Source organism: Sulfitobacter sp. W074 (assembly GCF_025142275.1).
GTDB classification, from domain to species: domain Bacteria; phylum Pseudomonadota; class Alphaproteobacteria; order Rhodobacterales; family Rhodobacteraceae; genus Sulfitobacter; species Sulfitobacter profundi.
This window is the reverse complement of the sequence record NZ_CP081130.1, coordinates 3,208,366-3,223,432: the sequence shown is the minus strand read 5'-3', so window position 1 is coordinate 3,223,432 and position 15,067 is coordinate 3,208,366. Positions and strand designations below refer to the sequence as shown.

The window sequence follows — 15,067 nt, the reverse complement described above, 5'->3', positions numbered from 1 at the left end:
ATAGGACGGCGCATCGCGGAAGCCGTCGAATCCGATGGACAGGGTAAAAAAGGACGGATCTCTTCTCCAATATGTAGAGGCTTGCGCACATTGACCCACTATAAGCGCGAATAAGGCAAGAATTGGGCGCAAATTGGCCCGCAGTGGGGCGTTTTTGGCTGGGCCGCAGAGGCGACTCACCGGCGCGGGCGAGTCACCCCGAAACGATCTTTTTCACCGTCTCTGGGAGGCCGGAAAGATCGTTAATTTCAACAAAACGTGGTGAATTGGTTGGCGGTTCGGCGTGTTCCATCGCCCATGTGAGGTCATGGGGCACGTAGACGCCCCAGCCGCCCGCCTCGATCATCGGGCGCACATCGGAGGCCAGTGAGTTGCCGACCATGAGCCCCCGCGCTGCGCCTTGTCCATGCTGCTTAAAAATGTGGCGATAGGCGGCTTCGGTCTTGTGAGAGACGATTTCGACCGCATCGAACCTCTCTCGCAGGCCTGATTGCGCCAGTTTGCGCTCTTGATCCAGCAGGTCGCCTTTGGTCACCACGATCAGCCGGTAGTCACCGCGCAGGGTTTCCAGCACGTTTTCGACATGGGGCAGCAGTTCAATCGGATGGTCCAGCATCTCGCGCCCGGCGGCGAGCAGGTCACTGATCACCTCGGCGGGGACTTTGCCCTCTGTCACCTCGATTGCGGTCTCGATCATCGACAGGGTGAAACCTTTGATCCCGTAGCCGTAATGCGGCAGATTGCGCCGTTCGGCTTCCAAAAGCCGTGCCATCAGATGGTCGCGTTCACTATGTTCGGCCAGAAGGGCTGCAAAACGGTCGTGAGAGAGTGCAAAGTAGCGTTCATTATGCCACAATGTGTCATCCGCATCGAAACCGATGGTGGTGAGTGCCCCGCCCATATGTGCTGCCTCTTTCCTAAATTGGTTCAGGGGTTATATAGACGGCTGCACGACGAACAAGCTCTACCCCCAGCCGCAGGAGCAGCAATGCACCGTGACGACGCGAAAGCAGATTGGACGACCCAAGCAGCAGACCGGCCCGCGATGGGTTGGCAGATGATGGCGGACGGCCCCAAGGATGACGACGACACCGAGTTGTTGACCAAAACCCGCCCCAAGACCAAACGCCCGCCGCTTTACAAGGTGATGCTGCTGAACGACGATTTCACCCCGATGGAATTCGTGGTGCATGTGCTGGAGCGGTTCTTTGGCCTGAACCACGCGCAGGCGTTTGAGATCATGCTGACGGTTCACAAAAAGGGGCTGGCTGTGGTTGGCGTCTTTAGCCACGAGATCGCGGAGACGAAAGTGGCGCAGGTGATGGATTTCGCCCGGCGTCATCAACATCCGCTGCAATGCACTATGGAAAAAGAAGAATAACACGTGATTGATCCGCGACTGGAACTGGCCCTGAACGGCGGTGGGCTGGACTTGCCCGAAACTGGGGTGATCGCCATCTTTCAGCCCCCCGTAGACGCTGATCTGGCCGGTTTGCCGCCCGAGCGCTGCAAGATCATTCACGATTTCAAGCCCGCCTATGACGCTTGGACCGCGCGGGGCTATGAGGCCGCGCATTCGGTCGAAGGGCGCTATGCCGCCGCCATAGTCTGCCTGCCGCGCGCCAAACATGAGGCCCGCGCCTTGGTCGCGCAAGCCTGTGCCGTAAGCGACGGGCCGGTGGTGGTTGATGGGCAAAAGACCGATGGCGCGGATTCGATCCTGCGCGAGATGCGTGCGCGGGTGACGGTGCAGGGGCCGATCTCCAAGGCGCACGGCAAGCTCTATTGGATCGACGCGGGCTCAAGCGATTTCTTCACCGATTGGGAAGCTGGCCCCGCCCATACAGAGGGCGGCTTTTGGACCGCGCCGGGGGTTTTCTCTGCAGATGGGGTCGATCTGGCCTCGGCGCTATTGGTGGATGCGCTGCCCGATAACCTTGGGGCCGAGGTGGCCGATCTCGGCGCAGGTTGGGGCTTCCTCTCGGCGCATATCCTGACGCGGCCCAAGGTGAAGACCGTGCATTTGGTCGAGGCCGGGCATTTGGCGCTGGAATGCGCGCGTCATAACGTGACCGATGATCGCGCCGTGTTCCATTGGGAGGACGCCACCGAATGGCAGCCGCCGCACCGGATGGACGCGGTGGTGATGAACCCGCCTTTCCACACCGGCCGCGCCGCTGAGCCACAGATTGGTCAAGCCTTTGTCGCCGCCGCCGCGCGTATGCTGTCGGGGCAGGGCGACCTGTGGATGGTGGCCAACCGGCATCTGCCCTATGAGGCGGAACTGAAGAAACGCTTTGCACAGGTGGCCGAGCTTGGAGGCGATGCGCGGTTCAAACTGTTCCACGCCACACGCCCGCTGACCCGGCGCCGCTAAGCCTTAAGGGGGTATCCCGATGTCATTCTCGATCTCAGGCAAAACAGCCATCATCACAGGTGCCGCAGACGGCATTGGCCTTGCCATCGCGCGGCATCTGGCCGACCGGGGCGCCAATGTGATGTGCGCCGATTCCAACGAGAAAAAGCTGATGGAAGAGTTGGGCGACACGCCGGACGACGGGAATGTCCGCGTTTTCGCCGGCGATCTACGCCAGCGGCTGACCATCGCCAACCTCGTCTCGGCCACGATCGACGCTTATGATCAGGTCGATATCCTTGTGAATGCCTCGCGGCAGGTGTTGCCCACCGATCCGCTGGATGTGGAAGACGGATCGGTTGATACGCTGTTGCAGCAGAACCTGATGACGGCGCTGCAACTGTCGCAGCAGGTGGCGCGGCGGATGATAAAACAGGCCGAGGGCCAGACCGAGGGGCAGGTGGGGTCGATCATCAACCTCAGTTCCATTGCGGCACAACGTCACCAGCCGGATATGATGGGCTATGCCATTGCCTCGGCGGCGGTGCAGCAGATGACCCGCTCTCTGGCGCTGGTGCTGGCTCAGCACCGGATACGGGTGAATGCGATCTCTTTCGGGTCGGTGATGAGCGCGTCGCTGCGCGCCGCCGTGGCCGAAAACCGCGACTGGCGCGAGGATATTCGCGCGCATACGCCGCTTGGCCGTATCGCCGGGCCGAATGAACTTTGCGAGGCGGTGCAATTCCTCGCCGCCGAAAGCTCGGGCTTTATGACCGGTGAGATCATGACCATTGATGGTGGGCGTACCCTGCTTGATGTGGTCTCGGCCCCCGCGCATTGAGACCCGCGCATTAAGACCCGCGCATTAAGACCGGGCGGCAGTTTTCTTCGGCAAAAATGAATTCATCCATCTTTCGCCCTTGACCCCAATGCTAAGCTGCCTTATCCGACGCGCCACGGCGTTATAGCTCAGTTGGTTAGAGCGAACGACTCATAATCGTTAGGTCCCTGGTTCAAATCCAGGTAACGCCACCATCCTCCCCCTTTTTCGTATGACGATATGCCTGCTGGGCTGGCACTGGCCACCTGCGCTTGGGTTGCACGCGGGGCTGGAAGGGATAGAAGATAGCCCATGCCCCGCGCGGGTTTGAGCAGATGAAAGCAGCCTTATGACCACGGAAAACTTCGTTCACGAGATCAACGTCACTTGGGGCGATTGTGACCCGGCGCAGATCGCCTATACCGCGCGGCTGCCCTATTTTGCGCTGGATGCGATCAACGCATGGTGGGAGGCGCATTTCGATGGCGATGGTTGGTTCCAGCTTCAGATCGACCGCAATATCGGCACGCCTTTCGTGAACCTTTCGATGGATTTCCGCAGCCCGGTCACGCCACGGCACAAGCTGATGTGCGAAACCTATCCGACGCGGCTCGGCAACAAATCCATCACCTTCGGCATGAAAGCGCGGCAGAACGGGGTGCTGTGTTTCGAGGGGTCGTTCACCTGCGTCTTCACCATTGCGGATGTGTTCGAAAGCCAATCCGCCCCCGAAGAACTGGCCCGGGTGATCAAACCACTGGTCCGCACCGACCTCGCCTAGGCGCAATCGGTCTGAGGCGGTTGAAGTTCCCCTAATTGCAGCGTCTTATCGCGCTGCATATCGAGGGAGACAGAGATGACGATCAGGACTGCGGTAATCGGATTGGGGATCATGGGCCGGCGCATGGCCGAGAACATGGTGCTGCACCCCGGCTTCACGGTCACCACCATGTGGGATCCCGACCCAGCGGCCTGCGCCGCCGCGCAAAAGGTCGCGCCGGAGGCGGCAGTGTCGGCCACGGCGTCCGAGGCGATGGCCGATGTCGATCTGGTCTACCTCGCCTGCCCCCCGGTGCCGCGCAAAGCCTATGCGCTTGAGGCCGCAGCGGCGGGCAAGGCGATCTTCCTCGAAAAACCGCTGGGCGTGGACATCGCGGAGAGCCGCGCGTTGGTGGCCGAGTTGCAGGCTGCGGGCGTCCCGGCGGCGGTGAATTTCACCCAAGCGGCGGGGGCGGCGCTGACCGATCTAACGCGGTCGATCGGTGAGGGTGCGCTTGGCGATCTTTGCGGTATCGACATCATCGTGACCTATCCGGCCTGGCCCCGCGCGTGGCAGGTGGATGCGGATTGGCTGCGCTTTGCCGAAGAGGGCGGCATGACCCGCGAGGTAATCTCGCATTTCCTGTTTTTGAGCGAGCGGGTGCTGGGGCCGCTGACCCTGCAATGGGCCCATGCGGAATATCCCGACGCCGAACTTTGCGAGACCCATGTCGCGGCACGGCTGGTCAATGCCGAGGGCTTGCCGGTTTCGATCCTTGGCTCTGTTGGTGGCGTGCAGCCGGACCGGCAAGAGGTGACGGTGAAAGGGGCCAAGGCCAGCCGCCGCATCTCGGAGTTTGCCATCGACACCCTGTCGACCGGAGAGGCCTTCGCGCCGACCAACAGCAGCCCCACCGACACCCGCGCCACCAGCCTCAAAGCGCAGCTTGACGACATGGCGCTTCTGATGGACGGCGGCCCGAGCCGACTGGCCACACCAGAAGAGGCGCTGCGCGTGCAGGAGCTTATCGAAGGCATTTTGGCCAACGGAAGGACACAGTCATGACCGCCACCTTGCAGTCATCGCCCGAAACCTGCCACTGGGGCTACTTTGAGGCCAGCCGCCCGCCCGCTTTGACGATCAAAAGCGGCGAAGAGGTGATCATCAACACCGTATCCGGCGCGGCCAATTGCCTGCCGCCCGAAAGCTTCCACGTTCCGCCCGAACTTTACGACATTCACAACGCTGGCCCGCCGCCAATGCCTGGCCATATCCTGACCGGCCCGGTGGCCGTCGAAGGTGCGATGCCCGGGGATGTGCTGAAAGTCGATATCCTCGACATCGCGCTGCGGCAGGACTGGGGATATAACTTCATTCGCCCACTGGCAGGCACGCTGCCGCAGGATTTCCCTGAGACCTATCACACCAACATCCCGCTGGACGCGGAGCGGGGCATCGCCCGTCTGCCTTGGGGGTTGGAACTGCCCTTGATCCCGTTCTTTGGCGTCATGGCCGTGGCCCCGCCGCCCGAGTGGGGCCGGATCGCTACTATCGAGCCGCGCAAACATGGGGGCAACCTCGATAACAAGGAACTGGTTGCGGGCAGCACGCTTTACCTGCCGGTCTTCAACGAAGGGGCGCTGTTTTCCTGCGGGGATGGGCACGGTGCGCAGGGCGACGGCGAAGTCTGCGTCACGGCGATTGAGACGGCGCTACAGGGGCGCTTTCGTCTGACGGTGTTGAAGGATCGCGGGCTCAGCTATCCGCAGGCCGAAACGCCGACCCATGTGATCACCATGGGCATGGCCCCCGACCTTGACCACTGCGCGGAGATGGCCCTGCGGGAGATGATCGCGCTGGTGTCTGAGCGTGCGGGGATCAGCCGTGAGGATGCCTATGTGCTCTGTTCGCTGGCCGGGGATCTGCGCATCACCCAGACGGTGAACCGCGAAAAGGGCGTGCATATGATGATGGCGAAAAACCTGATCGGCGGTTAACGCCAGCGCCAACCAAAGAAAAAGGGCCGCATCGCTGCGGCCCTTTCGCGTTTCTACCTAGTGGCGGATCACTCTTCTGCCCAAGCCATCCGCGCCGGGTGGTATTCAAACCCGATGTGGTGGGCGGCACCCACCAACCCCTCGCGGGTGTGGTTATAGAGCGAGCGCCAGTAAGGCTGGATCGTGACGCCATCGTCTTGCAGCATCTTCTCACCCTTCGCCATGATCTCGCGGCGCGCGTCGACATCGGCTGTGGCCAGCGCCTCGGAGAGCAGGGCGTCGAACTCGGGGTTGGCATAGCCAAACTCGTTCCACGCCTCGCCCGAGCGGTAGGCCAGCGCCCAGATTTGCACGCCCAGAGGCCGCGCGTTCCAGTTGGTGGAGGAGAAGGGGTATTTCACCCAGTCGTTCCAGAAGGTCGAGCCGGGCAGGATGGTCCGCTTGACCTTGATGCCCGCGTCACGCAGCTGCGCGGCCACGGCATCGGTCGTGTCCTTGCGCCACGCATCGTCGATCGAGAAGAGCTCATGCTCATAATCCGCCATCCCGGCTTCTTCCATCAGCGCGCGGGCGGCTTCGGGATCGGTCTTGGGCGGTTCGACCTCTGCATATTCGGGGTGCATCGGGCCGACGTGGTGGTTTTCGGCCACGATCCCGCGACCGGCATAGCCCAGTTCCAGCAGCACGGCGTTGTCGACCGCCAGTTGCAGCGCGTTGCGCACACGCTTGTCTTCGTAAGGCTTCATGCCGTCGATTTCGGCCAATTGGTTGGGGCGGATCACGATGGTCGCCGCCGTGGCGATCTCGTTCTCGATCCAACCGTCGAGCGTGCTCATCACGTCGATGTATTCGCCTTCCATGGAGTAGAAAGCGTCGACCTCTTCGGCCTCGGCAGCGGCGATCCATGCGGAAGGGTCGGTGCCGTAGTCGATGTATTCCAGACGGTCGATGTAGGGCCCGCCAAAGACTTCAGTGCCCCACCAAGTGTGGTCGGGATTCTTCACCAGCACGCTTTTCACGCCCACTTCGAGCGATTCGGGCAGGTAGGGGCCGGTGCCCTTGGGGTTTTCCAACATGGTGTCGGGGTCGAAACCCTCGGGCGTGATCGCGGCGGGGTAATCGGCCATGCCGGGGATCAGCGTGATGTCGGATTTGGGCAGCTTCAGCTTGACGGTGTGGTCATCGACCACCTCAATCGCACCTTCGATCGCCTTGCCGGTCTCTTCGTCCACCAGCGTGGCGAAACGGCCCGCCATGGAGTTGCCTTCGAGCGATTTATCGCACCAGCCTTCGATGTTGCGCGCCACGTCCTGCGCGGTGAAGGGGGTGCCGTCGTTCCATGTCACGCCCTTGCGGACGTTCAGCGTGTATTCGGTGGCGTCATCGCTGATCTCCCAGCTTTCCAGCAGGCCGGGGGTGAAGGTGCCGTCGTTCTCCCAGATGGCGAGATACTCCAACCAGCCGCGGCTGAAGTTGGCGATTTGCGACCAGTCATAGGTGCGCGGGTCTTTCAGGGCACGCACCTCCATCTGCATCCGCACGGTGCCGCCTTCCTTGAGGTTGGCATGGGCCGCCGCACGCGCGGGCGCGGCCATGCCAAGCATCCCGTAGGCTGTGGCGGACGTGGCCCCGAAGGCGCTCGCAATCGCCAGAAACTCGCGTCTGCTGACGGGGTCTTTCTTGGCGTTCTCGGCTGATGTCAGCACGGATTGCGGCAGCGGTTTTCCGGTGCGTGTCAAAAATTCCATGATTTTCCTCTCTGTTGGTGCGCTGGCCGTGGCCGTCGCGGATCCCCACTTTTAAGGGTGGGGCAGGTGATGCAGTTGACCTGCTTTTGTCGCCTCTTGAGGTGGGCGCGGGGTGTTTAGTCTGCCGATCAGGCGCGTTGCGTCAAGCCTGTCGCGGGAAGTTGAGGAGCAAGTTAGCGCAGGAAACCGTCCCGGCAAGCGGGGTGGCCGGGAAAAACCACTGGTAAAATGGCGGTTTAGGCCAGATCACGCGCCGCTTTGAAAAGCGTCTCAAGCCGGGCGGGGTCGCCGACCTCATTGGCCAGCATCAGCACCAATCGCGCGTTCAGGGCGTGGCTTTCCGCCTCGCTCAGCCCTTCGTGAGCGGCCATGAGCGCGGCATAGACGGTGTCGCCCTCGGCGCCGAGGTTGTCTTGAAGGATCATGCGGTGGCTCCTTTCGCGTAGTCTAAAGCGCCGTCAAAGGCACGGGCAAAAGCGCGGGAAATCGCGGCCCTGTCGGGCTGGTCGAAGACGGCGCAGACATGGCCATCGGGGCGCAGCAGATAGAGGAACCCGCTGCCATAGCGCCGCTGTGCATGGCCATCTTTGCCCTGAAAACAGGGATAGGCACCCTGCGATTGGTCGATGCCGATACGCCTCAGGCCGGGGATATCCGGGGCCGTGATCCCGCCGACCGCGAGCAGGGTGAACTGGCCCTGAACCTCCCCCAGCAGCCAGCGATCCCCCGCAGGTCCGGCAAGCGGCGCGTCGATCAGCGCGCTGCCGGGGCGCAGGGGGGCGTCGCCTGCAGTTTGCAGCGGGCTATGGGCCAGCGTGCAGGGTTGTGAGAGGCGGCCTGAGTTGATCAGTTTGCGGGCGAAAGGATGACGCGCGGCGAGGGTCAGCACCTCATTGCGAAACAGGGTTTCGATGGGCGATTTGGGGGTCATGAAATTGGTCGCGCGGGCGGAGTTGCGCATGTTCTCATCCGCGCCATGCCCGCGTTCGATGTCATAGCTCTCGATCAGGCTGGCGGGCGCGTCGCCCTGCACGACAGCGGCGAGTTTCCAGCCGAGGTTGTCGACATCCTGCACCCCGCCATTGCCGCCCCGTGCGCCAAACGGGCTGACCACATGGGCGCTGTCCCCGACAAAGACCACGCGGCCCTGCACGAACTTCTCCAACCGAGCGCAGCGGAACTTATAGACGCTCATCCAATCCAGTCGGAAAGGCGCATCGCCCAGCATCTGCTTCAGACGCGGCACGACTTTCTCTTCGGTCGCCTCGGCCTTCGGGTCGGTCTCTGGCCCCAGTTGCAGATCGATGCGGTAGATGTTGTCGGGCTGTTTATGCAGCAGCGCGGATTGGCCGTTGTGAAAGGGTGGGGCGAACCAGAACCAACGCTCGGGCGTGTCATGGTCGCCAAAGGGGGAGGTTTCCATCTCTACGTCGGCGATCAGGAAATGTTCGTCAAAGGTCTGGCCCTCGAAAGGCAGTCCCATGCGTTTGCGGGTCGCGGAACCCGCGCCGTCGCAGGCGATGTACCAGTCGGTTTCCAGTTGGTACGGGCCGTCCGGCGTCTCAACCGTCAGTTCGACGTGATCGGCGTGGCCTTTGTGATTGGTCACCTTGTTGAGAAACCGCAGGTCGATTAGGTCGGGGAAATCTTGTGCGCGTTCAACAAGGTACTCTTCGACATAGTATTGCTGGAGGTTCACGAAGGCCGGGTATTTATGCCCCGGTTCGGGCAGCAGATCGAAATTATAGACCTCCCTCTCGCCGTGAAACTGGCGGCCCACTTTCCATGTCACCCCCTTATCCAGCATCCGCTCGCCGATGCCCAGCCTGTCGAAAATCTCCAACGTTCGTTTCGCCCAGCAGATCGCGCGAGAGCCGAGGGAGACGACATTGTTGTCATCCAGCACGACCGATTTGACCCCGCGCAGGGCCAAGTCCACCGCCATCGACAGCCCGATGGGGCCGGCGCCCACGATCACCACCGGGTGCCGTGGCTCGGGCGCGGTGAGGCCGGGCGGGGGGCTGTAGGGGAAGGGGGTGTAGGCATAGGCCATGGCGGTTTCCTCAGACAAGAGCGCGCAAAAGCAGCAGGACAAGCAGGGCCAGCGTGGTCAGCGTCACCCGTCGGCGCGACTTGCGGTGCTCTGGCGCGCGGAGCATCTTTGACCAAACCTGTGCCGTATCGCGCAGCCCGGCGTAGGGCTGCCCGCTCCGGCGCGCAGCTTGACGGCGGTGATCCATCACCAGTGCAAAGACCAGATAGAACCAGAGCGCCAGCGCCAGTATGATCAGGCCGGTAAGGAGCGCGGGCAGGGGCATCAGTCCGACAGCGCCTCCCACATCTCTTTGTCGCGCTTAGCCGTCCAGATGCGCGGCGTGTCGATGTCGAGCGCTTCGTCATAGGCGCGGGCGACGTTGAAGGGCAGGCAGTGCTCATAGATTGCATAGTCGCCGAATTTGGGGTCGCATTCGGCGCGCACGGCGTCCCATGCCTCTTTCAAGGTGCCGCCGCGCAGGGCCACGCGGGCCGCCGGACGGTAGGTGGAGCGCACGAAGTCTGCGGTGCTGTCAATCGCGGCATTAACCATCTCGCGGCCCACCAGCGCGTCGCCGCGACCCGGCGCGATGGCGTCGAGGTCAAAGGCGCGGATGCGTTCCAGCGTGCCGGGCCAGTCGTGAAAATGCCCATCGCCGCAGTAGCAGGCGGAGTGGTATTCGACGATGTCACCGGTGAACATGACGTTCTGATCGGGCACATAGATCACCGCATCCCCCGCCGTATGGGCGCGGCCCAACTGCATGATATCGACCCGGCGCTTGCCGAGATAGACGCTCATCCGGCCGTTAAAGGTGGTGGTGGGATAGGTCAGGCCGGGGATGCTCTCGTGGCCTTCAAACAGGCGGGGGAAGCGTTCAAATTCGCTGTTCCAATCTTCTTGGCCGCGCTCGGCGACCATGGCGCGGGCTTTCTCGGACATGATGATTTGCTGCGCGCCAAAGGCCGATGCCCCCAACACGCGCACGGCGTGGTAGTGGGTCAGCACCACATGGCTGATCGGTTTGTCGGTGACCGAGCGGACGCATTCGATGACCTTATTCGCCAGACGCGGTGTGGCCTGCGCTTCGATGATCATCACGCTGTCGTCGCCGATGATGACGCCAGAGTTCGGATCGCCCTCGGCGGTGAAGGCGTAAAGTCCCTCGCCCACCTCGGTGAAGGAGATTTCCTTTTCGGTCATGTCGCCTTGGGATGCGAATTGCTTGGCCATGTGATGTCCTTCTGTCTTGGTTTGTCTGCGCGGTTGCGCGGCCTGTTCAGGAAAAGTCGATTGCCGGGCGGATTTTGCCGGTGCAGCTGCCGAAACCCACGCGAAAGCCGTCGCCCTGCGCATGCCCGGTGAGGGTCAGCGTGTCGCCGTCTTCGACAAAGCTGCGGCTGCTGCCGTCTGCGAGGGTGATCGGCTCTTTGCCGCCCCATGACAGTTCCAGCAGTGACCCGCGTTGTGATTTTTCGGGGCCGGAGATGGTGCCGGAGCCCAGCAGATCGCCCGCGTTCATCGCACATCCCGAAGAGGCGTGATGGGTCAACTGCTGCGCGGCGGAATAATACATCTCGCGGTAGTTGGTGCGGGCGATTTCTTCGGCTCCGCCCCCCTCGGGCTGGAGCAGCACCGACAGGTCAATGTCATAGAGGCCGGGTTTGGTTTCGCGCAGGTAGGGCAAGAGGTCCTTTTCGCGCTCAGGTGTCGAGGTGCGGAACGGCTCAAGCGCGTCGCGGGTCACGATCCAAGGAGAGATCGACGTGGCAAATGCCTTGGCCTGAAACGGGCCGAGGGGTTGGTATTCCCACGCCTGAATATCCCGCGCTGACCAGTCGTTGAGCAGCACATAGCCAAAGATCATCTCATCCGCCTCGTCGATGCTGACGGGCTGGCCCATCTCGGTCGAAGTGCCGACGATCGCGCCCATCTCAAGCTCGATATCCAGCCGCTGGCAGGGGCCGAAATGCGGCGCATCGGCGTCTGGGGCTTTTAGCTGGCCATTGGGGCGGGTGATCTCGGTCCCCGAAACGACGACGGTAGAGGCGCGGCCATTGTAGCCAATTGGAATGTGCAGCCAGTTCGGCGGCAGGGCGTTTTCGGCTCCGCGAAACATCGTGCCGACATTGGTCGCGTGATGCTTGCCCGCGTAGAAATCCGTGTATTCCGAGACCATCATCGGCATGTGCAGCCGCGCTTCGTCCATCGGTACCAGATGCGGCGCGACGGCGGCCTGATCCGGGGCATCCGCGCAGAGCAGTTCTACCAGCCGCGCCCGCAGGGAGGCCCATGCCGCTGGGCCAAGGTCCATCACATCGTTCCAATAGGGCACATCGAACACCGGCTCTTCGGCGAGGGTGATCAGCCCCTCTTCCTCCAAAGCGGCCATGTCGAGGATTTGATCGCCAATCGCCACGCCACAGCGCGCTTCCAGCCGATTGGTCGTGAAAACACCGTAGGGCAGATTGTTGAGGGGGAAATCGGTATCGGCGCTGTTGGCGCTTTCCACCCAAGAGGTCATCAGGGTCATGTCGGTCCTTTCAGGGGGCAGGCGGGCTTACTTCTTGCCAGGTGTGCCGTCGAATTTCTTCTCAAGGCTCTCCCAGCAGTCGATGTAATCGTCCTGCAGGGGTGCTTCTTTGGCGGCGAATTCGGTCAGATGCTGCGGGAAGCGGGTCTCGAACATGAAGGACATTGTGTTGTCGAGCTTATGCGGCGCAAGCTCGGCGTTTGACGCCCCTTCGAACGCATTCCGGTCCGGCCCATGCGGTAACATCATGTTGTGCAGGGACATCCCGCCGGGGATGAACCCCTTGGGCTTGGCGTCATACTGACCGTGAATATTGCCCATCAGCTCAGACATGATGTTTTTATGATACCACGGCGGGCGGAAGGTATCTTCGGCCACCATCCAACGGTCGCGGAACAGCACGAAGTCGATGTTGGCGGTGCCTTCGACGCCCGAGGGCGCGGTCAGCACGGTAAAGATTGACGGATCGGGATGGTCAAAGAGCACCGCGCCCACGGGGCAATAGGTGTTCAGGTCGTATTTCACCGGGGCGTAGTTGCCGTGCCAAGCCACCACGTCGAGCGGCGAATGCCCGATCTTGGTCTCATGGAACTGGCCGCACCATTTGATCGTCACGGTCGAGGGCGCCTCGCGGTCTTCAAAGGCGGCCACGGGCGTCTTGAAATCGCGCGGGTTCGCCATGCAGTTCGCGCCAATCGGGCCGCGTGCTGGCAGGTGGAACTTCTGGCCATAGTTCTCACAGACAAACCCCCGCGCCGGCCCCTCCAGCACTTCGACACGGTAGACCAGCCCACGCGGGATGATGGCGATCTCCTGGGGGGCGATGTCCATCACGCCCAACTCGGTGCAAAAGCGCAGCGTGCCTTCCTGCGGGACGATCAGCAGCTCGCTGTCGGCGGAATAAAAATAGCTGTCCACCATGCTCTCGGTGACCAGATAGATATGGCTCGCCATGCCGATCTGCGTGTTCACATCCCCCGCCGTGGTCATGGTGCGCATGCCGGTAAGCCACGTCAGCGGCGCGTCGGAATGCGGCACCGGATCCCAGCGGTATTGGCCAAGGCTGGTCACATCCTGCGGCTGATGCGGGGCGGATTTCCAATAGGGCAGATCGATCCGCTCATACCGCGACGAGTGTTTGACCGAGGGCCGGATGCGGTAGCACCACGTGCGCTCGTTCTGATGAGACGGCGCGGTAAAAGCGGTGCCCGAAAGCTGTTCGCCATAGAGGCCGTAGTTGCATTTCTGCGGGGAGTTCATGCCCTGCGGCAGCGCGCCGGGCAGGGCCTCCGTCTCAAAATCATTGCCAAAACCGGGCATGTAGCCCGGATGCGTGCCCGAAGTGGTGGCCGCGCTGGTCATCGTCGTTGGCTTTGAATGGCTGGTCATCTGTGCCCCCTTGCAGAATCTGTTGCGACTGTAATAGTTGGATTTGTAACTAACAAGCGGTGTAGCATGGCGGACGACGACTTTCAGCTTCAGTATTTTCTGCCCTACCTGTTGAACCAAGCGGCAGAGGCCTCTTCGCTTGAGTTTCAGCAGATCTACAAAAGCCGCTATGGGATGCTGCGCACCGAATGGCGGGTGCTGTTCCACCTCGGGCTCTACGGGCAACTCACGGCGAGTGAGATCGGCCAGCGCGCGCGGATGCATAAGACCAAGATCAGCCGCGCCGTGCACCGCCTGACGGAACGGCGCTTTGTCACCCGCACCCGCGACGATGGGGATCGCCGGGTAGAGCATCTGTCGCTGACCCGGCAGGGCCAAGCGGCCTATGACGATCTGCGCGCGGTGGCGCAGCGCTATAATGCCGCGCTCATGGACACGCTCGACCCTGCCGAGGCGGCGGTGCTGCGGCGGGCGCTGCTCAAGCTTTCGGATGTGGCGCAGGGGGGCTTTACTTAGGCTGCGGAAATCGCCACCGATGGCGCATGACAGATCAGACCAAAGGCCTCCTGCTCACCTTTTTCGGGGTGATGTGCATCGTTCCCGAAGCGCTTTTCGTGCGCGTCATCGACGCGCCGATGCTGACGCTGGCGTTCTGGAAGGTGACCCTCGTGGGATTGGCGATTGGCACAGGGTTGCTACTGGCCCAAGGCACCGCGCCCTTCCGCGCCCTGCGCCGCGCGGGGTGGGCCAGCGCGATTTACGTCGGCGGCGTGGCCTGCGCCGGGGTCGGCTTTGTGCTGGCGGTGCGCCTGACTTCGGTGGCGAATGTGGTCTTTATCCTCGCCTCATTGCCCGTCTTCGCGGCGATCTACAGCAAGGTGTTTTTGGGTGAGCCGATCAGCCGACGCATGTTCTTTACCATCGCGGCGGTGCTGGCCGGGCTTGCCGTGATCGCCTTTGGCTCGGGCGAGACCGAAAATGCCTCTCGCGCGGGGGACCTGTTGGCGCTGTCGATCTCGGCGATCTTTGCCGGTGCGCTGACTGCGGCGCGTCACGCACGCGCGGTGTCGATGGTGCCGGCGGTTGCGCTGGCCTATCTGCTGGCCGGAGCGGTGCTGCTGCCCGTGGCGCAGCCCCTGCAAATGCCCGCCGCAGAACTGCCGCAGATGCTGCTCTACGCGGTCTTTATGGCCGCCAGCGCGGGGCTCATCGCGCTCGGGCCGCGCTATATCTCAAGCGCGGAAGTCGGTCTGTTGGTCCTGTTGGAATCCGTGCTTGCCCCGCTGCTGGTCTGGGCGGTGCTGGGCGAAGATCCGGGCATCTACGGGCTGATCGGCGGCGGCATCGTCGTGGGCGCGCTGTTCCTGTCGAACCTCATTGCCCTGTCACGCCGCCGCCGTGTCGTGCCGCCGCTGCCTCATCACTAACC

General features: G+C 62.4%; 16 protein-coding genes and 1 tRNA gene. 9 read left to right on the top strand and 8 right to left on the bottom strand.

Annotated features, from left to right (window positions below):
* Positions 1–193: 193 nt before the first annotated feature.
* Entirely contained in the window at positions 194–901 is a 708-nt protein-coding gene (locus K3762_RS16065; protein ID WP_260010516.1) for an HAD family hydrolase, read from the bottom strand.
* A gap of 156 nt (positions 902–1,057) precedes the next feature.
* On the opposite strand from K3762_RS16065, the gene clpS reads away from it, so the two are divergent.
* The 7 genes from clpS (at position 1,058) to K3762_RS16030 (ending at position 5,933) form a co-directional block, all read left to right on the top strand.
* The gene (clpS, locus tag K3762_RS16060; RefSeq protein WP_120352290.1) at positions 1,058–1,381 is read left to right on the top strand and encodes an ATP-dependent Clp protease adapter ClpS; all 324 of its coding nucleotides are present in this window, start codon (positions 1,058–1,060) and stop codon (positions 1,379–1,381) included.
* A 3-nt stretch (positions 1,382–1,384) separates the two neighbouring features.
* Positions 1,385–2,377: a class I SAM-dependent methyltransferase gene (locus K3762_RS16055; protein ID WP_132443774.1), complete on the top strand. Its 993-nt coding sequence runs from the start codon at positions 1,385–1,387 to the stop codon at positions 2,375–2,377.
* Positions 2,378–2,396: 19 nt separating this feature from the next.
* Complete coding sequence (locus K3762_RS16050) at positions 2,397–3,197, top strand: SDR family NAD(P)-dependent oxidoreductase (protein ID WP_067939675.1); 801 nt, start codon at positions 2,397–2,399, stop codon at positions 3,195–3,197.
* A gap of 117 nt (positions 3,198–3,314) precedes the next feature.
* A tRNA-Met gene (locus K3762_RS16045) sits at positions 3,315–3,391 on the top strand.
* Positions 3,392–3,525: 134 nt separating this feature from the next.
* Positions 3,526–3,957, top strand: a complete 432-nt coding sequence (locus K3762_RS16040; RefSeq protein ID WP_120351916.1) for a thioesterase family protein — start codon at positions 3,526–3,528, stop codon at positions 3,955–3,957.
* 75 nt (positions 3,958–4,032) lie between these two features.
* Positions 4,033–5,001: a Gfo/Idh/MocA family protein gene (locus K3762_RS16035; protein WP_120351915.1), complete on the top strand. Its 969-nt coding sequence runs from the start codon at positions 4,033–4,035 to the stop codon at positions 4,999–5,001.
* Positions 4,998–5,933 (top strand): acetamidase/formamidase family protein, encoded by a 936-nt coding sequence (locus K3762_RS16030; RefSeq protein ID WP_132443773.1) that lies wholly within the window; start codon positions 4,998–5,000, stop codon positions 5,931–5,933. The genes K3762_RS16035 and K3762_RS16030 overlap by 4 nt, the downstream gene beginning before the upstream one ends.
* A gap of 68 nt (positions 5,934–6,001) precedes the next feature.
* Here the strand turns inward: K3762_RS16030 and K3762_RS16025 are convergent, their stop codons facing one another.
* From K3762_RS16025 to hmgA, 7 genes are all read right to left on the bottom strand, one after another.
* Positions 6,002–7,681, bottom strand: a complete 1,680-nt coding sequence (locus K3762_RS16025) for an ABC transporter substrate-binding protein (protein WP_132443772.1) — start codon at positions 7,679–7,681, stop codon at positions 6,002–6,004.
* Positions 7,682–7,917: 236 nt separating this feature from the next.
* Positions 7,918–8,106 (bottom strand): DUF2783 domain-containing protein, encoded by a 189-nt coding sequence (locus K3762_RS16020; RefSeq protein ID WP_132443771.1) that lies wholly within the window; start codon positions 8,104–8,106, stop codon positions 7,918–7,920.
* Positions 8,103–9,734: an FAD-dependent oxidoreductase gene (locus K3762_RS16015; RefSeq protein ID WP_132443770.1), complete on the bottom strand. Its 1,632-nt coding sequence runs from the start codon at positions 9,732–9,734 to the stop codon at positions 8,103–8,105. Before K3762_RS16015 ends, K3762_RS16020 begins: the two co-directional genes overlap by 4 nt.
* 10 nt (positions 9,735–9,744) lie before the next feature.
* Positions 9,745–9,999, bottom strand: a complete 255-nt coding sequence (locus K3762_RS16010; protein ID WP_067627169.1) for a hypothetical protein — start codon at positions 9,997–9,999, stop codon at positions 9,745–9,747.
* Entirely contained in the window at positions 9,999–10,949 is a 951-nt protein-coding gene (locus tag K3762_RS16005) for an MBL fold metallo-hydrolase (protein WP_132443769.1), read from the bottom strand. Before K3762_RS16005 ends, K3762_RS16010 begins: the two co-directional genes overlap by 1 nt.
* A gap of 46 nt (positions 10,950–10,995) precedes the next feature.
* Positions 10,996–12,249, bottom strand: coding sequence for a fumarylacetoacetase (fahA, locus tag K3762_RS16000; protein WP_132443768.1), 1,254 nt, complete (start codon positions 12,247–12,249; stop codon positions 10,996–10,998).
* Between the two features lie 27 nt (positions 12,250–12,276).
* Positions 12,277–13,638: a homogentisate 1,2-dioxygenase gene (hmgA, locus tag K3762_RS15995; protein ID WP_132443767.1), complete on the bottom strand. Its 1,362-nt coding sequence runs from the start codon at positions 13,636–13,638 to the stop codon at positions 12,277–12,279.
* Between the two features lie 66 nt (positions 13,639–13,704).
* On the opposite strand from hmgA, the gene K3762_RS15990 reads away from it, so the two are divergent.
* Complete coding sequence (locus K3762_RS15990; protein ID WP_132443766.1) at positions 13,705–14,154, top strand: MarR family winged helix-turn-helix transcriptional regulator; 450 nt, start codon at positions 13,705–13,707, stop codon at positions 14,152–14,154.
* A gap of 26 nt (positions 14,155–14,180) precedes the next feature.
* Positions 14,181–15,065, top strand: coding sequence for a DMT family transporter (locus K3762_RS15985; protein ID WP_132443765.1), 885 nt, complete (start codon positions 14,181–14,183; stop codon positions 15,063–15,065).
* Positions 15,066–15,067: the final 2 nt, after the last annotated feature.